The following is a 22711-nucleotide window of genomic DNA, read 5'->3' as shown; positions in this document are numbered from 1 at the left end:
TTTTAAAACCTTTCTCAAGGACAAAGATAAAATTATCAACGCTCTTGGCCTCCTTTACTCAAATGCAAAGCTAGAGGCCACTAACAACCTCATCAAAGTCATCAAGCGAAATGCTTTCGGCTTTCGGAACTTTGACAATTTTAAAACTAGAATCCTCATCGCTTTAAATATCAAAAAGGAGAGAACCAATTCGGTTCTCTCCAGGGTATGACTTTGCGTTAACCCACTACAGTTGACAAAGAGCCTAAGTTCTTCCTTTTTTATAAATTTTGTAGAAAATACATATATTTTTTACTTTTTGAAGAAACTATAATATATATGCTCGCTGCTTAATCCCGAGGGTGATATAAAAACAGAAATGATATTAAAATAAGTTTTTAAGTAGGTTACTGGATAGAAAACTTGTAGATAACTAGAAAGAATTGAACAGGAAAGATTTAATTATTTGGTATTATAGGGCAGTTTTTCTTAAAAATTAGTACAAATTGATACACATAGTCTTCTTTTACTAGGATTTTCCAAATCTGTATCCCTACTTTTTACTTGAAAAATGGTATAATAGTTTCATAAAACGTTTTCAGGTATGTGAGGTGAGTCTGATGGAAGAAACGATCGATTATAATAAAGTGACCGGCATGGTGCACTCAACAGAAAGTTTTGGCTCAGTTGATGGACCGGGTATTCGTTTTATCGTCTTTTTACAAGGCTGTCAGATGCGCTGCCAGTATTGTCATAATCCAGATACATGGGCAATGGAAACCAATAAATCTCGTGAGCGGACTGTAGAGGATGTTTTGCAAGAAGCCTTGCGCTACCGCGGTTTTTGGGGCAAGAAAGGCGGGATCACAGTCAGTGGTGGTGAAGCACTTCTGCAAATTGATTTTCTGATTGCTCTATTCACCAAAGCGCATGAATTGGGTATTCACTGCACACTAGATACTTGTGCTCTGCCTTTTCGTAATAAACCAGAGTACCTCGTTAAGTTTGATCGTCTCATGGAAGTGACAGATCTTGTTCTCCTTGATATTAAAGAAATCAATGAAGCACAGCACAAGATAGTGACTCGTCAGACAAATAAAAATATTTTGGCTTGTGCCAAATACCTATCAGATATTGGGAAACCAGTTTGGATTCGTCACGTCTTGGTGCCGGGCTTGACTGACCGAGATGAGGACTTGATTGAGTTAGGTAAATTTGTCAAAACACTAAAAAATGTTGATAAGTTTGAAATTTTGCCTTATCACACTATGGGTGAGTTCAAATGGCGTGAACTAGGCATTCCATATAGTCTTGAGGGAGTGAAACCGCCAACTCCAGATCGGGTTAAAAATGCTAAAAAGCTTATGGAAACAGAATCCTATACAGAATATATGAATCGAGTGCATAATGCTTAATTTAGTAGAGGTCAATCTTACCTCTACTTTTTTGTTAAATCTTCTTTTTTGTGGTAAAATAAAATCAATAAATCGTTAAGAGGTAATATTATGTCTAAAATTCTAGTTTTTGGTCACCAAAATCCTGATACAGATGCCATTGCGTCATCATACGCTTTTGCTTATCTTTCACGTGAAGCTTATGGTTTGGATACTGAGGCAGTCGCTCTCGGTACTCCTAATGAAGAAACGGCTTTTGTCTTGCAAACTTTTGGAGTAGCGGCTCCTAGAGTAGTAACTTCTGCTAAAGAAGAAGGTGCAGAGGCGGTTATTCTGACTGACCATAATGAATTTCAACAGTCGATCTCAGATATTCGTGACGTGACTGTCCATGGTGTGGTAGATCACCACCGCGTGGCTAATTTTGAGACGGCGAACCCTCTTTACATGCGCCTTGAGCCAGTGGGATCAGCATCTTCTATCGTTTATCGCATGTTCAAGGAATCCGGTGTCGCTGTACCCAAGGAAATCGCAGGGCTTCTCTTATCAGGCTTGATTTCTGATACGCTTCTCCTCAAATCACCAACCACCCACGATTCAGATAGGGTTATCGCTCCAGAGTTAGCAGAATTGGCTGGTGTCAACTTGGAAGAATACGGACTTGCTATGCTGAAAGCAGGAACCAATCTTGCTAGCAAGTCAGCAGATGAACTGATTGACATCGATGCTAAAACATTTGAGTTGAATGGCAACCAAGTTCGTGTAGCGCAGGTCAATACCGTTGATATTGCAGAAGTCTTGGAGCGTCAAGCAGAACTGGAAGCAGCGATTGAAAAAGCAAATGCGGCAAATGGTTACTCTGACTTTGTTCTGATGATTACGGACATTGTCAACTCAAACTCAGAAATCTTAGCACTAGGCAGCAATATGGACAAGGTTGAAGCAGCTTTCAACTTCACTCTTGAAAACAACCATGCTTTTCTAGCGGGTGCTGTTTCACGTAAAAAACAAGTCGTGCCTCAGCTGACAGAAAGTTTTGGCGAGTAATTTAAGAACATAAACACTTTCCTGTGGGAAGTGTTTTTAGTTAGCTTAAGAAAGAAGTTTTTTATAGATTTTTTCTGTGAAATATTTTATGCTACAATATAGATATGAAAAAAGAAAATTTACAAAATGGTGATTTGATTTTTGTGCGGAGTCAGTCAGAGATAGCAGAAGCGATACAGGTGGCGACGGGGACTTATAATCATGTGGCTCTGTATTTTAATGGGCAAGTCTATCATGCGACAGTAGACCGAGGCGTCATCAAGGAGCCTTTGGCTGATTTCCTTAAGCCAGAGGAAGTTTATGCTTTCTATCGCTATTTGCAACTTGATGAGAAAGAGCTGCTGGCTCGAGCGGAACAGCACTTGGGTAAGCCCTACAATCACAGCTTCTACCCAGAGCAGGACGCTTTTTATTGCTCTGAGTATATAGCGGAAATCTTGCCGCTTTTTGAGACTATTCCCATGAAGTTTGGCGATGAGAAACATCAGATTTCTCCTTTTTGGCAAGAATATTATAGGAGCTTAGGCTTGGAAGTTCCGCTGGGGCAGGCTGGCACCAATCCCAGTCAGCTAGCCCAGTCGACATTATTGACCTATCAGGGGGAACTCGATGATTAAAATTTACAATCCTAGCCGTTTGACGCGCCAGCCCTTTTTCCAAGAACTAATCAACTATCTGGATCAGCATGAAGACGTGACTCTTCGAGAGCTCAAGCGGCAGTTTTCTGGTGTCGCTCATCTCGACCGCCAGCTTGATAGCTATATCAAGGCAGGCTATGTCTTGCGCTCTGAGCGGCGTTATTTTCAGCACTTGCCCTTGTTGGAAAATCTAGAGCAGCTGACTTTGGATGAGGAAATTTTCCTTCGTGATGACCGTCCGATTTATCAGGAGTTGCAAGAGCTGCGCTTTTCAACAGAATTACGCAATGAAACCAATGCGGCGATTTTGCTGGAAGAAACTGATTTTGCCCGCGAGAAGCTGACTTTGTCCAATTATTTTTACAAAATGCGACATGCCTATCCTCTATCGGCTGAGCAGGAGCAGCTCTACGAGATTTTGGGAGATGTCAATCCCGAATATGCCCTCAAATATATGGCGACCTTTCTCTTAAAATACGTACGCAAGGATCAACTCATGCAGAAACGTCGCGATATTTTCGTGGATAGCTTGGTTGTTTTGGGCTATATTGCGCCCAATGAAGCAGGGAAATATGAGCTGAAATTGGACTTTGACAAGGAAAAACTGATTTTTCGTGTGCGGTCGTAGTCAGATATTTTAATAAACATAAAAACCTCTAATCTGAAGTGATTGGAGGTTTTGGGTTTTACAAGTATTTTTCAGCTATTTTATAATCACCGAGATAAGGGGTTTTCTCACCGTTGATGATTTGGTAAGCGTCAGCGCCCTTTCCAGCGATAATGACAGCGTCTTCTGGCTGGCTGGTGCGGCTGAGGGCTTCCTTGATTGCCAATTCGCGATCGACTTCGATGTCCACGGCATGCTCAATATAGCTGGCAATTTCGCGGGCAATTTCTGCTGGATCTTCAAAACTTGGGTCATCAGCCGTCAAAATAACCTCAATTTCTGGGTGTTGATTGAGCAGAAGTCCGAAATCCTTGCGGCGGCTCTGCCCTTTATTGCCCGTCGCACCGAGAATAAGAATGACTTTTCCGCTTTGATGAGTCTGCACGACTTGCAGCAGCTTTTTAACACTGTCGCCATTATGGGCGTAATCGACAAAAACCTTGGCGCCGTTTGGCTGGGTCAGAACTTCCATGCGTCCGGGAACGCGCGTTGCGGCAATGCCTTTTTTGATATCAGAGACCGAAGCGCCTAGGCGCAAGCAAGCGAGTCCTGCTGCCAAGGCGTTTTCCTGATTGAATTGCCCGATGAGTTGGGTGTCAAATTGCTCCGCTAGCTTGCCCGAAGTTCTAAAGGAGAAGGCTTGAGAATCGTGGATTTGATTGCTGGAGGCTGCGCCATAAAAGTCATGGTCTTGCTCCGCCACTTGCTCTTTCAGCACTTGAAAATGCTCCATGCCGCTATTAACCACAACCGCTCTGCTATTTTCCATTAAAAGCCGCTTGTGGTAAAAATAATCCTCGAAGGTCGGATGCTCAATCGGCCCGATATGGTCGGGGCTGATGTTGAGAAAGACGCCGATATCAAAGGTGAGGCCATACACCCGCTTTTTGAGATAGGCTTGGCTCGATACTTCCATGATGAGGTGGGTGCGACCGTTTGCGACTGCCTGCGACATCATGGCAAAGAGATCCAGACTTTCAGGCGTTGTCAGGCTTGACTTAAAGAAAGTCTGCCCGTCCAAGGTGGTGTTCATGGTGGAAAGGAGGGCTGGTTTGTGGCTTTCTTTGAGGATATGATAGGCGAAGTAAGCCGTGGTCGTCTTGCCCTTGGTACCTGTAAAGGCAAGGAGTTTCAGCTTGTCCTGCGGATTGCCGTAAAATTCCATAGCAATCAAGCTCATGGCCTGCTTGACATCATTGACCAAAATAGCAGGAATGCCGACTTCAAAATCGCTCTCGCTGATATAGTAGCCAAGTCCTGCCGCAATCGCTTTTTCTAAAAATTCCTTTTTGAAATGGTCGCCCTTGACGAAAAAGAGGGTTGACGCATTGACATCGCGGCTATCATAGCTAATCTTGTCAAAAACAAGACCGCTGGCATGATAAACATAATCCCCTTCAGAAATGATCTCTCGAAAATTATGATCCTTTTTTAAAATTTGTAATACGGTTTCAATTTTTATCATATTTCTATTATTTACTTTCTTTAGATGTCCTTACATTGTATTATAGCTTCTTGAGACTGATAAATCAAGATTTTTCAGAAACTAGCTTTTATGCTTATGAGTAAGAAAAATTTGAAAAACTTGCAGAAGACCATAAAATCAGGGAATAAGTGATTTTTATTTGACTTTTTGCAAATTTTGATATACAATGTATTACACAAAGAGAAAACGAGGTGAGAGATATGGCTATGGTATCACTTAGACTAAATGAGCAAGAAGAAGAATTGTTTAGAAGTTATGCCGTACATACAGGCAAAACACTATCAGAACTATTTAAGACGGCTTTAGCAGAACAGATAGAAGACCAACTGGATTATGAAGTGGGGATGAAAGCTTTAGCAGAATTTAAGCAGAACCCTGTTACTCATTCAATCGATGATATTATCAAGGAGTTAGAAGATGACTTATAAGCTGGTTCTTAGTGATGAAGTCAGGAAGCAGCTTAAGAAAATGGATAAACATGTAGGCTTAATGCTTGCTAAGGACATGAAAAAAAGACTGGACGGGCTGACAAATCCTAGGCAAATTGGGAAAGCTCTTACAGGTCAATTCAAGGGATTGTGGCGTTATAGAGTAGGGAGTTATCGGGTTATTTGTCATATTATTGACGATGAGCTGGTTGTACTCGCTCTTGAAGTCGGACACCGCAAAGAAATTTATAAATAACTAGCACTAAAAAGCATTTTTTAGAGTGCTAGTCTTTCCTGTTGAACTCATTTATTACAAGGAGCTATTTATGGCTCTTTTTGTTTTTTTAGTCCATAAAAAGAAGGGCAAGTTCTTATCTATTAGTGTTTAAAAGCCTTTTATGATTAATGAGATACGGAGTATAGATTTTTACTGATAAAGTTAATGGCTGGGTTTTACAAGAGGAAAGGAAAAGTTTATAATATTAGATAAGAAATACTGCGAGGAAATTTATGACAGAACAACGTGAAACAAGTCAACAGGAAAAAATGTTGCGGGGAACCGCTTGGTTGACGGCTAGTAATTTTATCAGTCGTTTTTTGGGTGCTATTTACATCATCCCTTGGTATATCTGGATGGGGCAGCACGGAGCGCAAGCTAATGGGCTTTTTACGGCAGGCTATAATATTTATGCTTGGTTTCTCTTGATTTCGACGGCAGGTGTGCCTGTTGCAGTGGCTAAGCAAGTTGCCAAGTACAATACCATTGATCAGGAAGAGCATAGTTTCACCCTCATTCGAGAGTTTTTGAAATTTATGTTGCTTTTGGGGCTTGTTTTTGCGGTCATTATGTACCTTTGCTCGCCAATTTTTGCCAGTCTTTCTGGTGGCGGGAAAGATCTTATTCCTGTCATGCAAAGCTTAGCTTGGGCGGTCTTGATTTTTCCGTCTATGAGTGTTATTCGCGGCTTTTTCCAAGGTTTTAATAATCTCATGCCTTATGCTCTCAGTCAAATTGCAGAGCAGATTATTCGAGTGATTTGGATGCTGTTGACGACCTATTTCATTATGAATTTGGGCTCAAAAAATTACGTCGAAGCGGTCACCCAGTCTACCTTTGCAGCCTTTATCGGCATGCTGGCTAGCACGGCCGTGCTGATTTACTTCCTCTGGAGGACAAATATGCTGGGCTCGATTTTGCACAAATCGCCTGCGGCTGATAAAATTAACAGCCGTGCCCTCTTGATTGATACCATTCGCGAAGCCATTCCTTTTATCATCACGGGCTCTGCTATTCAGCTTTTCCAAATCATCGACCAGATGACCTTCATCAACAGTATGACTTGGTTTACCAATCATAGCAACTCGGAGCTTTGGGTCATGTTTAGCTATTTCTCTGCTAATCCCAATAAAATCACTATGATTTTGATAGCGGTAGCGACTTCTATCGGTGGAGTCGGCATTCCGCTCTTGACCGAAAATTATGTCAAGGAAGATTTTCCAGCGGCGGCAAAACTGGTTCAGGACAATCTTAGCATGCTGCTCTTTTTCCTTTTGCCAGCAACGATTGGCTCAGTCTTGGTGGCTCGTCCGCTCTACACTGTTTTCTATGGACAGCCAGACGGTTTGGCGCTGGGGCTCTTTATCTTTGCTATGCTGCAAACCATTATTCTAGGACTTTATACGGTGCTTGCACCCATGATTCAGGCACTTTTCCAAAACCGCAAAGCCATTATTTACTTCCTTTATGGCGTTGTTGTCAAGCTAGTCTTGCAAATTCCGCTGATTTATCTGTTCAAGGCTTACGGTCCCTTGATTGCAACGACGATTGGTTTGATTGTTCCCATTGTCTTGATGTACCAAGAAATTCGCGCAGTGACGGGGCTCAATCCGAAAAATCTCGTCAAACGGACGCTTTTGACTAGCATTTTGACCTTTATCATGATCGTTTTTGTGCTCATAGCAGAGCTTTTAATCGGACTGGTTTTCCACGCCAATGGACGGATTTCCAGCATGATTTACCTGCTGCTTATCGGCGGGGTCGGAGTGGTTATCTATGGTGGACTGGCTCTAAGAGTGCGACTGCTTGACCGTTTCATCGGTAGCAAAGCCTCCCAGCTACGCAGGAAATTTCGGATACATTAAAAAACGGTTTTGAGCAGTTTTTTTGTGAAAACAATTGAGCTATAACTTCAAACTATACCTAGCTCTTGAAAAGAAAAAAGGACAGGTATTTTCTAAGATGATACAATAGAGGACGAGAAAAACAAGGAGAGCTAGCAGCTTGACTTGCAGATTTGCTCTTGTATCTGAAGGAGGTTCATATGAGTGAAGAATTAAAAATTGACACCTTACTAGCCCATGCTGGTATCAAAACAGATGTAACGACGGGGGCTTTGACAACGCCGCTGCATTTTTCAACGACCTATCAGCACCCAGAGTTCGGTCAGTCCACAGGCTATGACTATACGCGAACCAAAAATCCAACGCGGGTGGCAGCAGAAGCAACCTTGGCAGCGATTGAGGGGGCAGACTACGCCCTTGCGACCAGCTCAGGCATGAGCGCCATTGTTCTTGCTTTTAGCGTTTTTCCGCTTAGCAGCAAGGTGCTTGCCGTGCGTGACCTCTACGGCGGGAGCTTCCGCTGGTTCAATCAAGTGGAGCAAGAAGGGCGCCTACACTTCACTTATGCTAATACAGAAGAGGAACTCGTGCAGCTTTTGACAGAAGAGATTGATGTTGTTTATATTGAGACGCCGACCAATCCTCTCATGGTCGAGTTTGATATTGCCCGCTTAGCGCAGTTGGCTCACGAAAAAGGCGCTAAGGTCATCGTGGACAATACTTTCTACACGCCCATTTATCAGCGCCCACTGGAAGATGGTGCGGATGTCGTGCTGCATTCGGCGACCAAGTATTTGGCGGGGCACAATGATGTGCTGGTTGGTGTTGTCATGACAAGCGACAGCGATTTGTACGAACAGCTTTTCTACAATCTCAATACGACCGGTGCGGTTCTATCGCCTTTTGACAGCTATCTCTTGCTCCGTGGGTTGAAAACCTTGTCACTACGCATGAAGCGCTCAACTGAAAATGCCCAGAAAGTTGTGGCATTCTTAGAAAAAAGTCCTCAGGTCAAGGAAGTTCTCTACCCCGGAAAAGGTGGAATGATTTCCTTTAAGGTGGCTGACGAAAGCAAAATTCCTGCTATTTTAAACCATTTGCAAGTTTTCACCTTTGCCGAAAGTCTGGGCGGGGTGGAAAGTTTGATTACTTATCCGACGACGCAGACCCATGCGGATATTCCTGCTGATGTGCGTCATTCTTACGGTTTGACCGATGATTTGCTGCGCTTGTCTATCGGGATTGAGGACAGCGAGGATTTGATAGCCGATTTAGAGGCAGCCTTGGAGGTGTAAAATGAGCTCATACAATTTTCAAACAGCCCCTAATCGCTTGGGGCAACAAAGCGTCAAATGGAAGGAAGTAGAGGCAAATGCAGAGCTTCTGCCTGCTTGGATTGCCGATATGGATTTTGAGGTCTTGCCAGAAGTGACCGAAGCCATTCATGCCTATGCCGACCAATTAGTCTACGGCTATAACTATGCCAGTCCAGCGCTTTTTGAGGCTATTTTGGATTGGGAAAAGCGAGAGCATGGTTATACGTTTGACAAGGAAGCGCTGGTTTTAATTGAGGGCGTTGTGCCGGCTATTTCGACTGCCATTCAGGCTTTTACCCAAGAGGGTGATGCCGTTCTCATCAATACGCCGGTCTATCCACCTTTTGCCCGCAGCATCAAGCTCAATAAGCGGAAATTGGTGACCAATTCCCTGCAAGAAAAGGACGGTCTCTTCCAGTTGGACTTTGAGCAGCTGGAGCGCGATTTGGTGGAAAATGAGGTCAAAATCTATCTGCTCTGCAATCCCCACAACCCTGGCGGACGCGTTTGGAGCAAGGAAAATTTGGGGAAAATTGGTCGTCTCTGCCAGAAACATGGCGTGATTTTAGTATCGGATGAAATCCACCAAGATTTGGTGCTTTTTGGCAACAAACACCATTCGATTAACACCGTTTCGCCCGACTTCAAGGAATTTTCCTTGGTTTTGTCTAGTGCGACCAAAACCTTTAATATTGCGGGAACCAAAAATAGTTATGCAGTGATTGAAAATGCTGGCTTGCGCAGTAAATTTAAAGGGCGCCAAGTGGCTAATAATCAGCATGAAATTTCTAGTCTGGGCTTGCTTGCGACCGAGACGGCTTATCGTTATGGCAAGCCTTGGTTAGAGGAGCTAAAGGCCGTTTTGGAAGAAAATATTGACTTTACAGTGGCTTATTTTGCTGAACATGCTCCAAAATTAAAGGTTATGAAACCGCAAGGAACCTATCTGATTTGGCTGGATTTTTCAGCTTATGGCTTGACAGACGACGAGCTTGCTCGGTTCTTGCATGACGATGCCAAAGTCATTCTCAACCGTGGGACAGATTTTGGTAAGGAGGGGACAGGACACGCTCGCCTCAATATTGCTGCACCCAAAACGACGATTGAGGAAATTTGCCGACGGATAGCGGACGCTTTGGGCAAATTAGGTTAATCTATGAAAAATTGCTGGCTAACTATTGACAATCCTATAAAAGAGGAGTATAGTGGTTGTTGGAAAAAAGAGAGCCAGTTTACGTGGTGCTCTTTGCATCATATATTTGAACTCGGGCTAAAAGTTTGGCAAAAAAGATAAATGCTTCTAGGAGCTTCGCTCCGTCGGCACATTTCCTATTTTTGCTTTAACTTTTTAAACGCCCTTATATCATTCGGTAGGTGAGGCTACCATAGGGATACGGACGGCTGCCGCAAAGGGGTGGAGACACTTCGCGCTGGTCAACAGTGGTGATCGCCAAGGTTACAACTAATGTCGTTTCATCGCCCTACGGAGGTAAAGCTTGAACGATAACGTCCAAACTCTAGTTGGCTAAAATGGGCTTGTTCCATTCTTATTTTAGACCATTAGAAGCCCAGTCTCGTTATGCCTTCATGACGAGACTTTTTGTTTGTAGTAATATAAAAATGCAACGCCTTGTTAGTGGGCTTTGTATTTTATGAAATTGAACACAGGCTTCAGCGGGGAAAACGAGCTTTGTATCTTATAACTGAATTCGCCCTAAAAGTCTGGCAAAAAAGATAGATTGTCTTGCGTTCATCGAACGCTGCTCCAATCTCCTATTTTTGCTCTGACTTTCTTAACGGGCTCATATCTTAAAGGAGGTGAGGAGAATGCCAGAAGACGGTCATCCGGAGAAAACCATTGCTAGTCGAAAGATGCAATCTGGTGTTCTCCCAGTTTGAGTCTCTCGGCTCTAGTCTAAAATATTAGAGGAGAAATCAAATTGAAAACTGCAAAAGAAAGATTAACAGAAGCTCTGCAAGTGCCTGTCTTGGAAACCATGACGGATTTAAGAACAACCAAAATCGGCTTGAGTGCAGAGCAAGTGGAAGAAAACCGCGATTTATATGGTGAAAATGTCATCACCAAAGGGCAAGAAGATCCACTTTGGCGTAAAATTTATGAGTCAATCATCAATCCTTTTACCGTCATTCTCTTGCTGATTGCCTTGGTATCCTTGGTTACCAATGTCTTGCTGGCTAAGCCTGGTCAAGCAGACCCGACGACCTTTTTCATCATCGTCATTTTGGTGCTCTTGTCTGGCGGCATTCGTTTTGTGCAAGAATTGCGGAGCGATAGGGCTGCTAGCAATCTTTCACGCATGATTGTCAATACAGTGACAGTCGTCCGTGAGGGTGAAAATGAGGAAATCCCGCTGGATGAACTGGTGGTCGGCGATATGATTGAGCTGAGTGCCGGAGATATGCTTCCTGCGGATGTTTTGCTGCTTGAGTCGCGCGACTTTTTCGTTCAGCAATCTGGTCTGACTGGTGAAAGCGATGCTGTCGAAAAATTAGCTTTAAACAAGGCGGAGAAAAATGACCCTGACAGTCTTTTAGAGGCGGATTCGCTAGCTTTCATGGGAACAACGGTTATCAGCGGGCGGGCGACTGCCCTGGTTTTGGTCGTTGGTGACGACACCATGATGGGCGCTATTGAGCAGACTCTCAATACCTATGACGAGCCGACTTCCTTTGAGCGGGAAATGAACAGCATCTCTTGGCTGCTCATTCGTCTCATGCTGGTCTTGGTTCCAGTCGTCTTTCTCATCAATGGTCTGACTGACGGCGACTGGCTAGAAGCGGGGGTTTTCGCCCTTAGTGTGGGTGTTGGTCTGACGCCTGAAATGCTGCCCATGATTATCACGGCTAGTCTTGCTAAAGGCTCTATTATCATGGCTAAGGAAAAAGTGGTCATCAAGAAACTCAATGCCATTCAAGATTTGGGAGCTATTGATATTCTTTGCACAGATAAAACAGGAACGCTGACGCAGGACGAAATTGTTTTGGAATATCCGCTGGATATTCACTCCAATCTTGATTTAGCGGTTCTGCGGCGGGCTTATCTCAATTCTTACTACCAAACGGGGCTCAAAAATCTCATGGACCGCGCCATTATCAATCGGACGGAAAAAGAAGCCAAGGATCATGAAAATCTGCGCGACTTGGACCAAAAATTCAAGAAAATTGATGAGTTGCCCTTTGACTTTGAGCGGCGGCGCATGAGCGTTCTTGTCCAAGACGATGACGGCATCGTCAGCATGGTGACCAAGGGGGCGCTGGAAGAAATGTTGGCTATTTCAACCTATGTCGAAGATGAGGGCAAAATTTTGCCTCTGACAGCAGACATTCGCGCGGAGATTTTAGAGGAAGTCGCCCAGTTAAACGAGCAAGGACTGCGCGTCTTGGGCGTCAGCTACAAATCAAATCTCGACGTGGACTACGCCTACTCTATCGACGATGAGTCCGAGATGATTTTGACGGGCTACTTGGCCTTTCTTGACCCGCCAAAACCGTCAGCAGCGCCAGCTATTAAAATTCTTAAAGAATACGGCGTTGCCACTAAAATCTTGACAGGTGACAATGAAAAAGTGACCGAGGCAGTCTGTGAGAAAGTCGGACTGGACGTGGAAAATATCCTCCTAGGCTCTGCGGTAGATACACTGTCCGATGAAGAATTGAGCCATGCAGTGGAAAGAACAACGGTCTTTGCCAAATTATCACCCGAACAAAAAGCCAGAATTATCCTGCAACTCAAGGCCAACGGGCATAAGGTCGGCTATATGGGTGACGGCATCAACGACGCTCCCTCTATGAAAGTGGCTGATGTGGGGATTTCGGTCGATACGGCGGTCGATATTGCCAAGGAAACCGCCGATGTCATCCTCTTGGATAAGGATCTTCTGGTGCTGGAAAAAGGCTTGGTTGAGGGACGCAAGGTCTATGCCAATATGACCAAGTACATCAAGATGACGGTCAGCTCCAACTTCGGGAATATCTTTTCTCTCCTCTTTGCCAGCATTTTCCTGCCATTTTTGCCAATGGCACCTATTCATTTGATTATGCTCAATCTGGTTTATGATATTTCCTGTATCGCTTTGCCTTTTGACAATGTCGATAGCGAATTTCTCAAGAAGCCAAGAATTTGGAGTGCCAAGTCTATTACACGCTTTATGGCTTGGTTTGGTCCAATCAGTTCCGTCTTTGACTGCCTGACTTTCCTTATCCTTTATTTCATCATTGCGCCCATGATGACGGGGGCAGGCTATACGCACGGCGCGTCAGCAGCCTTTATCACTATTTTCCAAACGGGCTGGTTTATTGAGTCCATGTGGACCCAGACCATGGTTATCTATATGCTGCGCTCACCAAAATTGCCCTTTGTTCACAGCCGCCCAGCCTTGTCCGTCATTTTGACGACGCTAGCGGCAGCCTTCTTTGTGACCTTCTTGCCTTATGGACCGCTGGCCGAACTCCTCAAAGTCACACCGCTAAATATGACTTATTTTCTCTTTCTTTTCCTGATTATCGTCTTGTATATGATTAGTGTCACCTTGGTCAAACACCTTTATATCAAGCGTTATAAGGAATGGCTGTAAATTTTCTAAGGTTTGCCCTTGAGGCAAGCCTTTTTGCCTGATTTTTGATATAATGAGATGATAAAAATTTTGAAAAGGAAGCATATCATGGAAAAATTTCAAGTCATTGCACATCCGCTTATCCAACATAAATTATCTATCTTGCGACGGACAGATACGTCAACCAAGGCTTTTCGTGAGTTGGTCAATGAAATCGCCATGCTCATGGGCTATGAGGTCTTGCGTGACCTGCCTCTTGAAGATGTGGAAATTGAAACACCGATCACGACGACGGTTCAAAAGCAGCTGGCTGGGAAAAAATTAGCCATTGTTCCCATTTTGCGGGCAGGTATCGGCATGGTGGACGGGCTGTTGAGCTTGGTGCCCGCAGCCAAGGTCGGTCATATCGGTATGTATCGCGATGAGGAAACCTTGCAGCCAGTTGAGTATCTAGTCAAGTTGCCAGAAGACATCGACCAGCGGCAAATTTTCGTCGTTGACCCGATGTTGGCTACAGGTGGCTCTGCTATTTTGGCAGTGGATTCGCTCAAAAAACGCGGTGCCAGCCACATCAAGTTTGTATGCCTTGTGTCAGCACCAGAAGGAGTAGCAGCTCTGCAAAAGGCGCATCCTGATATTGAGATTTTCACGGCGGCGCTGGACGAAAAATTAAACGAAAACGGCTATATCGTGCCCGGTTTGGGTGACGCTGGAGATCGCCTCTTTGGAACCAAGTGAGTTTTTTGTTTGACCTTTTTTGACCAAAGGGGTATAATAAAACATATCATTTAGAGTGACATGGATTGAACAACACTCAATTTTACTAAAGGAGACAAAAACTATGATTCCAGTAGTTATCGAACAAACCAGCCGCGGAGAGCGTTCTTATGACATTTATTCGCGCTTACTGAAAGACCGCATTATTATGCTGACAGGTCCAGTTGAGGACAATATGGCAAATTCCATTATTGCGCAGCTTCTTTTCCTAGACGCCCAAGACAACACCAAGGACATCTATCTCTATGTCAATACACCGGGTGGCTCTGTTTCAGCAGGGCTTGCTATCGTGGATACCATGAACTTTATCAAGTCTGACGTGCAAACCATTGTTATGGGTGTGGCTGCTTCTATGGGAACCATTATCGCTTCAAGCGGTGCCAAGGGCAAACGCTTCATGCTACCCAACGCTGAATACCTCATTCACCAGCCAATGGGCGGTGCTGGGAACGGCACGCAACAAACGGACATGGCGATTGTGGCTGAGCACTTGCTGAGAACACGGAATACCTTGGAAGGCATTCTATCAAAAAATTCTGGCAAATCTGTTAAACAAATCCATAAAGATGCCGAACGCGATTATTGGATGAGTGCACAAGAAACGCTTGACTATGGCTTTATTGATGAAATCATGGAAAATAGCAACTTGAGCTAAAATAATTTTTCAAATAGGGCGTAAGTCCTATTTTTTTGATATAATGAGAAATAATTTATCATTTAGAAAGAAAAGATTCTATGCAGGAAGAAACATTACAATTTGTCAAAGAAGAACGCAGGGGGCTGATTGTTTATCTCTACTATAATCGTGATGTACGAAAACTTGAAAAACTGGGGCGTGTACTTTATCATTCTAAACAGCACCGCTATGTCCAATTGTATGTGAATGAATTACATCTGGCAGAAATTCACCAACAATTAAGCAAAGAAAAGTATATCAAGGAAATTAAAACTTGCCACTTAAAAGATTTAGATCAAAATTTTGTTGGAAATCTATGGCGGGATGATGAAAAAGACAATTAAATAAAAATTTTTGTCAAAAAAGTGTTGACAATTTTCAGATAATTCAGTATATTAGTAAAAATTGTAAAAATACTTAGTGACAAGTAAATATACAATTTAACACCTAAATAATAAGGAGATGTCTGAAAAATGAAGAAAAAAGTTGCAATATCCATTATGACGCTTGCAAGCATAGCTTTTTTGACAGCTTGTGGAAATGTTTCAACAGGTAATTCTAATTCAACGACTGGAACACCTATTGACAAGACGGTGAAAATCGGTATCAATCTTGAAGAAACAGGGGCAACGGGAGCTTACGGTAGTGCAGAGCAGCGCGGAGCCAAGTTAGCGATTGAAGAAATCAATAATGCTGGCGGTGTTGACGGCAAAAAATTGGAAGTGAAGGACTACGACAACAAGTCTGAAACGGCAGAAGCAACCAATGTATCGAGTAAGTTAGTCAGCCAAGACAAGGTCAATGTCATGATTGGGCCGGCGACTTCTGGCGCGACAGCAGCGGCTGTTAAAAATGCGGATAAAGCAGGCGTGCCGCTCATTACTCCGAGTGCCTCGCAAGACGGCTTGACCAAGGGGCACGATTATCTGTTCGTAACCATTTTCCAAGATAGCTTCCAAGGGAAAATTTTGGCCAAGTATGCCGACACGCTCAATGCCAAAAAGGTGATTCTTTATACGGATAACGGAAGCGATTATGCCAAAGGAATTGCCAAGGCCTTCCGTGATGCCTACAAGGGTGAAATTGTTGCAGATGAAACCTTTACGGCAGGAGACACGGATTTCCAAGCGGCGCTGACGAAGCTGAAAAACAAGGATTTTGATGCCATTGTCATTCCGGGCTACTATACAGAAGCTGGTAAGATTGTCAATCAAGCGCGTGGTATGGGCATTGAAAAACCAATCTTGGGTCCTGACGGCTTTAACAGCGAAGCCTTTGTACAGCAAGCAACAGCAGAACGTGCCAACAACATCTACTATGTCACTGGCTTTTCAACGACAGGAGATATGACGGAAAAAACCAAGAAATTCTTGGAAGCCTACAAAGCTAAGTACAACGAAGAACCGTCCATGTTTGCGGCTCTTGCCTATGATTCTGTCTACATGGCAGCTGAAGCAGCCAAAGGTGCTAAAACTTCCGTGGACATCAACAACAATCTGGCTAAGTTGAAAGATTTTGAAGGAGTGACGGGTAAGATGACCATTGACAAAGACCACAATACAGAGAAATCAGCTCTTATGGTCACGATGAATGGTGGTAAAGTTGAAAAGGTTGAAACAGTGGAGCCTTAAGTCAGGATTTTAATTGCTGATGCTTATTCTGAGAAACATTAATATTTTCTTATTTTAAGACTATTTAAAAAAATCGTGTAAAAGTATTGACAATTTTCAGATAATTCAGTATATTAGTAAACAAGTTATTTAAAAAATAGAGAAAATTAAAATAGCTTAGATGTTTAGGATAAAAGGAGATATGAAATGAAGAAAAAGCTTGCATTGTCATTGGTGACATTTGCTAGTCTGGCATTTCTCGCAGCTTGTGGGAATGTTTCTACGAGCGGCGGTGCGGCAGCGACTGGGACAGAAGTTTCAAAAGATGCTGTAAAATTTGGTTTGAACTTTGAAGAAAGCGGTCAAACAGCAGCTTATGGTGGCGCTGAGCAAAAGGCTGCCCTTCTTGCGATTGAAGAAATTAATGCAGCTGGTGGTGTTGACGGAAAGAAAATCGAATATAAAGATTATGACAATAAATCTGAAACCGCAGAAGCAACCAATATTGCAACGAAATTGACTACTCAAGATAAGGTCAACGTTATGATCGGCCCTGCAACTTCGACAGGAACAGCAGCCGCAGCATCAACAGCGGATAAAGCAGGAGTTCCTCTTGTTGCACCGAGTGCGACTCAAGACGATATCACCAAAGGGCATGATTTCCTTTATGTAGCAGCCTTTCAGGATCGTTTCCAGGGGAAAATCTTAGGAAAATATGCTAATGATGATTTAAAATTGAAAAAAGTTATTCTCTACACGGATAACGGAAGTGACTATGCTAAAGGTGTAGCCGCAGCCTTCCGCAAATCGTTTAAGGGAGAAATCGTTGCTGATGAGACGTTCACTACAGGTGATACAGATTTCCAAGCTGCACTTACTAAATTTAAAGGAAAAGACTTTGATGCGCTTGTTATTCCGTCTTATTACACAGAAGCAGGAAAAATCGTTAACCAAGCGCGTGGTATGGGTATTGAGCAACCAATCCTAGGACCAGATGGTTTAAATGGTGAAGATTTTGTGAAGCAAGCGACAGCAGAACGTGCTAATAAAATTTATTACGTTTCTGGTTTTGCAACTAAGGGAGATGTATCTGAAAAAGCTAAACATTTCCTTGAAGCTTTTAAAGCTAAGTATAATGAAGAACCTTCAATGTTTGCAGCGCTTGCTTATGACGCAGTTTATATGGCAGCTGACGCAGCAAAAGGTGCTAAAACTTCAGTTGACATTAGCAATAACCTTGCAAAATTGAAAGATTTTGAAGGAGTTACTGGTAAAATGACTATTAACAAAGATCATAATACCGAGAAATCAGCTTTCATGATAACTATGAATAATGGTCAAGTTGATAAAGTTGAAACAGTTAATCCAAACTAAATATATTTTATAGAAAAGCTGGAGCGAGAGTTCCAGTTTTTCAAAATTTTGTTTGTGTTTTTAAATGATAATGTAAGTTTATTTTTTATAGAAAGTGTGGTAGAACATGCTCCAACAATTGGTGAATGGTCTAATCTTAGGGAGTGTATATGCGCTTCTGGCTCTAGGTTATACCATGGTTTATGGGATTATCAAGCTCATCAACTTCGCTCATGGTGATATTTATATGATGGGTGCCTTTATGGGCTATTATTTGATAGGCTCTCTGCATATGAATTTTTATCTGGCTCTGATTGTTTCTATGGTGGGAACAGCTGCTTTAGGTGTTTTAATTGAATTTTTAGCTTATCGTCCGCTGCGCCATTCAACACGGATTGCGGCCTTGATTACAGCCATTGGTGTCTCATTCTTTCTTGAGTACTCTATGGTTGCTGTAGTCTCTGCAAATGTTAAGGCTTTTCCACAAGTTTTGCCGTCAGTACGTTTTGTATTGGGGCCAGTTTCTGTGACTAGTATTCAATTAACGATTTTAGCAGTAGCTCTAATCTTGATGGTGCTTCTGCAGTTAATTGTTCAAAAGACAAAAATGGGGAAAGCCATGCGCGCAGTATCTGTGGATAGCGATGCAGCCCAGCTCATGGGAATTAACGTCAATCAAACAATCAGCTTCACTTTTGCTTTGGGCTCAGCCTTAGCAGGTGCAGCAGGTGTCCTCATCGCCCTTTATTACAACTCGCTTGATCCTCTAATGGGGATGACGCCGGGGCTCAAGTCTTTCGTTGCGGCAGTTATCGGTGGTATCGGGATTATTCCAGGTGCAGCACTCGGTGGTTTTGTGATCGGGATTTTGGAAACTTTTGCGACGGTTATCAACCTGTCTGAGTACCGCGATGCCATAGTTTATGGAATTTTGATTTTGATTCTCTTGATTCGTCCAGCAGGTATCCTCGGTAAGAATGTGAAAGAGAAGGTGTAGAGAGATGAAAGAAAATCTAAAAATCAACCTTTTATGGCTAGTCATTTTGGCAGCTGGCTATGGACTTATTTCTGTTCTAGTATCAACAGGGGTTCTCGGACTCTTCCATATCCAAATCATGGAACAAATCGGGATTAACATTATTTTGGCAGTAGGGCTTAACCTCATCGTTGGTTATTCGGGTCAATTTTCTTTGGGACACGCCGGTTTTATGGCAGTTGGTGCTTACGCAACAGCTATTTTAGCTACCAAGTCTCAAACTTATGTAGCGGTGTACGGTTCGATTCTCTTAGGAGCGGTTATTGCGGCGGCTATCGCCTTGATCGTTGGTTTTCCAACGCTGCGCCTCAAGGGTGACTATTTGGCCATTGCGACGCTTGGTGTGGCTGAAATTATTCGTATTTTTCTGGTAAATGCTGAAAGTCTTACTAATGGTGCAGCAGGGATTTTGAACGTTCCAACCTTTACCACTTGGCAGTTAGTGTATCTTTTTGTTATTATCACAACAGTCTTGACTGTTAACTTTATTCGCAGTCCTCTGGGACGCAACACTTTGTCTGTCCGCGAGGATGAAATTGCTGCTGAGTCCGTTGGGGTGAATACGACTAAGGCTAAGGTCATTGCCTTTGTTATCGGCGCAGTTACGGCTAGTATGGCAGGTTCGCTGCAAGCGGGCTTTGTCGGTTCAGTTGTACCAAAGGATTATTCATTCCTAAATACCATTAATGTTCTCATTATCGTAGTATTTGGCGGGCTTGGTTCAATGACTGGAACAATCCTTGCTGCTGTAGTTTTAGGTTTATTGAATATGTTCTTGCAAGACTTTGCCAGCATTCGGATGATTGTTTATTCTTTGGCTCTCATTCTTGTGATGATTTTCCGTCCAGGCGGTCTCCTTGGAACTTGGGAATTTAGCCTATTAAAATTGTTCAAAAAAGATAAGGAGGTCAAAAACTAATGGCACTTCTTGAAGTAAAAAATTTAAGTAAACACTTTGGTGGTTTGACTGCTGTTGGCGATGTGACCTTGGAGCTCAACGAAGGCGAATTGGTCGGGCTCATCGGACCAAACGGTGCTGGTAAAACGACCCTCTTTAATCTTTTGACAGGCGTTTATGAGCCCAGCGAAGGCACGGTTACCCTTGACGGTCATCTTTTGAACGGCAAGAAACCTTATCATATCGCTACGCTTGGTCTGGCTCGGACTTTCCAAAATATCCGTCTTTTCAAGGATTTGACGGTTTTGGACAATGTACTGATTGCCTTTACCAACCACCACAGAAATCATATTGTTGCCAGTTTCCTGCGCCTGCCTGCCTTTTACAAGAGCGAAGCGAAATTGCAGGAGCGTGCTTTGGATCTGCTCAAGATTTTTGAGTTGGACAAGGAAGCCCATACCTTGGCGAAAAATCTGGCTTATGGCCAACAACGGCGTCTCGAAATTGTACGCGCCCTTGCAACCGAGCCCAAAATCCTCTTTTTGGATGAGCCTGCGGCGGGAATGAACCCGCAAGAAACGGCAGAATTGACCGCGCTCATTCGCCGCATTCAAAAAGAATTTAAAATTACCATTATGCTGATTGAGCATGATATGAGCCTCGTTATGGAGGTAACCGAGCGGATTTACGTGCTGGAGTACGGTCGTTTGATTGCACACGGCACGCCAGAAAAAATCAAGAACGACAAGCGCGTTATCGAAGCCTATCTAGGAGGTGAAGCCTAATGACCATGCTGAAAGTTGAAAATTTATCTGTTCATTATGGAATGATTCAGGCTGTCCGCGATGTCAGCTTTGAAGTAAATGAGGGAGAAGTCGTTTCTCTGATTGGTGCCAACGGTGCTGGGAAGACAACGATTTTGCGAACGATTTCTGGACTTGTTCGCCCTAGCCAAGGGAAAATTGAATTTCTAGGACAGGAAATCCAGCGTGTAGCAGCGCAGAAGATTGTCGCTTCAGGACTTTCTCAAGTCCCAGAAGGACGCCATGTCTTTGCTGGTTTGACCGTTTTGGAAAACTTGGAAATGGGTGCTTTTCTCCGTAAAAATCGGGAGGAAAATCAGGCCAATCTCCGCAAAGTTTTCTCTCGTTTCCCACGCTTAGAAGAAAGAAAAAATCAAGATGCTGCCACACTTTCAGGTGGGGAGCAGCAGATGCTGGCTATGGGACGTGCACTGATGAGCTCGCCTAAGCTGCTTCTTTTGGACGAGCCTTCTATGGGTCTCGCGCCAATCTTTATCCAAGAAATTTTTGATATTATAGAAGATATTCAAAAGCAAGGCACAACCGTGCTTTTGATTGAGCAGAACGCCAATAAGGCGCTGTCTATCGCTAATCGCGGTTATGTTCTGGAGACAGGAAAAATCGTTCTGTCTGGAACAGGTCAGGAGCTCCTTGCTTCTGATGAAGTCCGTAAGGCCTACTTGGGTGGTTAAAAAATCTGGGTTTTGAGCTATTAGTAGAACGTTACTCAAATTTTTGTGATTGTGCTATAATAACATTAGGGTTCGTCAAATGACTAAGGAAGTTGTTTTGTCTAACATTAAAAACTCAAAAAGTCGCTAAACTTTCTAATTTATAGAACTTTCGCTAAGAGTTCTGATTTTGGTCGCTTTTTGCGCCCTTAATATCTTGATGAAGGAGTAAGAAAATGGCAGTAAAAGACTTTATGACGCGTAAGGTAGTTTATATCAGTCCTGAGACAACAGTCGCACATGCGGCAGACATCATGCGTGAACAAGGCATTCATCGGTTGCCGGTTATTGAAAATGATAAGTTGGTGGGTTTGGTAACAGAAGGCACCATAGCAGAGGCTAGTCCATCGAAGGCAACAAGTTTATCCATCTATGAAATGAACTATTTACTGAACAAAACTAAGGTGAGAGATGTCATGCTTCGTGATGTTATCACTGTTTCCAAATTTGCCAGCCTTGAAGATGCCACTTACCTGATGTTCAAAAATAAAGTTGGGATTTTACCAGTAGTTGATAATGATCAGATTTCTGGAGTTATCACTGATCGTGATATTTTCAAAGCCTTTCTTGTTATCGCAGCCTACGGTGAAGAAGGAACACGGATTCGGCTTTTAACGGATAATACGGTTGGACAACTTGAAAAGGTTGTTCACCTAATTGCTAAACAGAATCTAAATATTGCAAGTGTAGTCAATTTTCCAAATAAGCACAATCAGATCGTTATTGAAGTGCAGATTGAGGGAAGTTTAGATTTAGAGCAATTTAAAACTGTACTTGAGGAACAAGGTTTTAAAGTGGATTCTGTCACAAAAACATTTGCAAAAAAGTTATAATGTTTAAATGATAATTGCAGTAGGAAGTTTTCGCATAAGTATACGGAGAGTATGTGGGCTCTTTGTCAACTGTAGTGGGTTGATGTCAGCTAAGATCTGGAGAGAACCGAATTGGTTCTCTCCTTTTTGATATTTAAAGCGATGAGAATTCTAGTTTTAAAGTTGTCAAAGTTCCGAAAGCCGAAAGCGTTGCGCTTGATAACCTTGATAAGGTTGTTAGTGGCCTCTAGCTTAGCATTTGAGTAGGGAAGTTCCAAAGCATTGATAATCTTGTCCCTCTCTTTCAAAAAAGTCTTAAAAACAGTCTGAAAGATAGGGTTTACAGAAGAAATTGTATCTTCGAT

At 43.0% G+C, this 22711-nt stretch carries 23 protein-coding genes and 1 riboswitch; of the genes, 21 read left to right on the top strand and 2 right to left on the bottom strand.

From position 1 onward, the window contains the following. The 5 genes from A3I3_RS0104870 to A3I3_RS0104850 all read left to right on the top strand — a co-directional run. A partial coding sequence (locus A3I3_RS0104870; protein WP_018371613.1) for a transposase occupies positions 1–211 on the top strand: 211 nt, incomplete at its 5' end. Between the two features lie 385 nt (positions 212–596). Further along, the gene (gene pflA, locus A3I3_RS0104865; protein WP_026129846.1) at positions 597–1394 is read left to right on the top strand and encodes a pyruvate formate-lyase-activating protein; all 798 of its coding nucleotides are present in this window, start codon (positions 597–599) and stop codon (positions 1392–1394) included. Positions 1395–1484: 90 nt separating this feature from the next. Beyond that, positions 1485–2420: a manganese-dependent inorganic pyrophosphatase gene (locus A3I3_RS0104860; RefSeq protein ID WP_018371611.1), complete on the top strand. Its 936-nt coding sequence runs from the start codon at positions 1485–1487 to the stop codon at positions 2418–2420. A gap of 104 nt (positions 2421–2524) precedes the next feature. Then, on the top strand, positions 2525–3037 hold the full coding sequence (locus A3I3_RS0104855; RefSeq protein ID WP_018371610.1) for a YiiX/YebB-like N1pC/P60 family cysteine hydrolase: 513 nt from the start codon (positions 2525–2527) through the stop codon (positions 3035–3037). Then, a complete protein-coding gene (locus A3I3_RS0104850; protein ID WP_018371609.1) occupies positions 3030–3686 on the top strand; it encodes a DUF1803 domain-containing protein in 657 nt (218 codons plus the stop codon). The genes A3I3_RS0104855 and A3I3_RS0104850 overlap by 8 nt, the downstream gene beginning before the upstream one ends. Before the next feature lie 58 nt (positions 3687–3744). On the opposite strand, the gene A3I3_RS0104845 is transcribed toward A3I3_RS0104850, so the two are convergent. Continuing rightward, positions 3745–5190 carry a UDP-N-acetylmuramoyl-L-alanyl-D-glutamate--L-lysine ligase gene (locus tag A3I3_RS0104845; protein WP_018371608.1) on the bottom strand — a complete coding sequence of 482 codons (1446 nt, stop codon included), beginning with the start codon at positions 5188–5190 and terminating at the stop codon, positions 3745–3747. Between the two features lie 221 nt (positions 5191–5411). On the opposite strand from A3I3_RS0104845, the gene relB reads away from it, so the two are divergent. The 16 genes from relB (at position 5412) to A3I3_RS0104760 (ending at position 22367) form a co-directional block, all read left to right on the top strand. After that, positions 5412–5639: a type II toxin-antitoxin system RelB family antitoxin gene (gene relB, locus A3I3_RS0104840; protein ID WP_018371607.1), complete on the top strand. Its 228-nt coding sequence runs from the start codon at positions 5412–5414 to the stop codon at positions 5637–5639. Continuing rightward, positions 5629–5895: a type II toxin-antitoxin system RelE family toxin gene (locus A3I3_RS0104835; RefSeq protein ID WP_018371606.1), complete on the top strand. Its 267-nt coding sequence runs from the start codon at positions 5629–5631 to the stop codon at positions 5893–5895. Before relB ends, A3I3_RS0104835 begins: the two co-directional genes overlap by 11 nt. 254 nt (positions 5896–6149) lie before the next feature. Then, positions 6150–7781 carry a putative polysaccharide biosynthesis protein gene (locus A3I3_RS0104830; protein WP_018371605.1) on the top strand — a complete coding sequence of 544 codons (1632 nt, stop codon included), beginning with the start codon at positions 6150–6152 and terminating at the stop codon, positions 7779–7781. 179 nt (positions 7782–7960) lie between these two features. Continuing rightward, the gene (locus tag A3I3_RS0104825) at positions 7961–9055 is read left to right on the top strand and encodes a cystathionine gamma-synthase (protein WP_018371604.1); all 1095 of its coding nucleotides are present in this window, start codon (positions 7961–7963) and stop codon (positions 9053–9055) included. Between the two features lies 1 nt (position 9056). Beyond that, positions 9057–10229, top strand: a complete 1173-nt coding sequence (locus A3I3_RS0104820) for a MalY/PatB family protein (RefSeq protein ID WP_018371603.1) — start codon at positions 9057–9059, stop codon at positions 10227–10229. Positions 10230–10435: 206 nt separating this feature from the next. After that, a riboswitch (M-box (ykoK) riboswitch) is annotated at positions 10436–10590 on the top strand. A 426-nt stretch (positions 10591–11016) separates the two neighbouring features. Continuing rightward, on the top strand, positions 11017–13671 hold the full coding sequence (gene mgtA / locus A3I3_RS0104815; protein WP_018371602.1) for a magnesium-translocating P-type ATPase: 2655 nt from the start codon (positions 11017–11019) through the stop codon (positions 13669–13671). An 87-nt stretch (positions 13672–13758) separates the two neighbouring features. Next, on the top strand, positions 13759–14388 hold the full coding sequence (gene upp, locus A3I3_RS0104810; RefSeq protein WP_018371601.1) for a uracil phosphoribosyltransferase: 630 nt from the start codon (positions 13759–13761) through the stop codon (positions 14386–14388). A gap of 79 nt (positions 14389–14467) precedes the next feature. Further along, on the top strand, positions 14468–15082 hold the full coding sequence (locus A3I3_RS0104805; protein ID WP_263399433.1) for an ATP-dependent Clp protease proteolytic subunit: 615 nt from the start codon (positions 14468–14470) through the stop codon (positions 15080–15082). Between the two features lie 80 nt (positions 15083–15162). Further along, positions 15163–15447 carry a DUF2129 domain-containing protein gene (locus tag A3I3_RS0104800; protein WP_018371599.1) on the top strand — a complete coding sequence of 95 codons (285 nt, stop codon included), beginning with the start codon at positions 15163–15165 and terminating at the stop codon, positions 15445–15447. A gap of 129 nt (positions 15448–15576) precedes the next feature. Continuing rightward, positions 15577–16734, top strand: a complete 1158-nt coding sequence (locus A3I3_RS0104790) for an ABC transporter substrate-binding protein (RefSeq protein WP_018371597.1) — start codon at positions 15577–15579, stop codon at positions 16732–16734. A gap of 186 nt (positions 16735–16920) precedes the next feature. Continuing rightward, positions 16921–18087 (top strand): ABC transporter substrate-binding protein, encoded by a 1167-nt coding sequence (locus A3I3_RS0104785; protein ID WP_018371596.1) that lies wholly within the window; start codon positions 16921–16923, stop codon positions 18085–18087. A gap of 106 nt (positions 18088–18193) precedes the next feature. Further along, entirely contained in the window at positions 18194–19063 is an 870-nt protein-coding gene (locus A3I3_RS0104780) for a branched-chain amino acid ABC transporter permease (protein WP_018371595.1), read from the top strand. Between the two features lie 4 nt (positions 19064–19067). Continuing rightward, on the top strand, positions 19068–20021 hold the full coding sequence (locus tag A3I3_RS0104775) for a branched-chain amino acid ABC transporter permease (protein ID WP_018371594.1): 954 nt from the start codon (positions 19068–19070) through the stop codon (positions 20019–20021). Beyond that, positions 20021–20785, top strand: coding sequence for an ABC transporter ATP-binding protein (locus A3I3_RS0104770; RefSeq protein ID WP_018371593.1), 765 nt, complete (start codon positions 20021–20023; stop codon positions 20783–20785). The genes A3I3_RS0104775 and A3I3_RS0104770 overlap by 1 nt, the downstream gene beginning before the upstream one ends. Next, positions 20785–21495: an ABC transporter ATP-binding protein gene (locus A3I3_RS0104765; protein WP_018371592.1), complete on the top strand. Its 711-nt coding sequence runs from the start codon at positions 20785–20787 to the stop codon at positions 21493–21495. The genes A3I3_RS0104770 and A3I3_RS0104765 overlap by 1 nt, the downstream gene beginning before the upstream one ends. Positions 21496–21710: 215 nt before the next feature. Then, positions 21711–22367 carry a CBS and ACT domain-containing protein gene (locus tag A3I3_RS0104760; protein ID WP_018371591.1) on the top strand — a complete coding sequence of 219 codons (657 nt, stop codon included), beginning with the start codon at positions 21711–21713 and terminating at the stop codon, positions 22365–22367. Positions 22368–22456: 89 nt separating this feature from the next. Here A3I3_RS0104760 and A3I3_RS0104755 read toward each other — a convergent pair. Continuing rightward, positions 22457–22711, bottom strand: a 255-nt coding sequence (locus tag A3I3_RS0104755; protein WP_018371590.1) for an ISL3 family transposase, incomplete at its 5' end; no start/stop codon positions are given.

This window comes from Streptococcus massiliensis DSM 18628 (genome assembly GCF_000380065.1).
GTDB lineage: Bacteria > Bacillota > Bacilli > Lactobacillales > Streptococcaceae > Streptococcus > Streptococcus massiliensis.
This window is presented reverse-complemented; position numbering and strand designations above follow the sequence as displayed.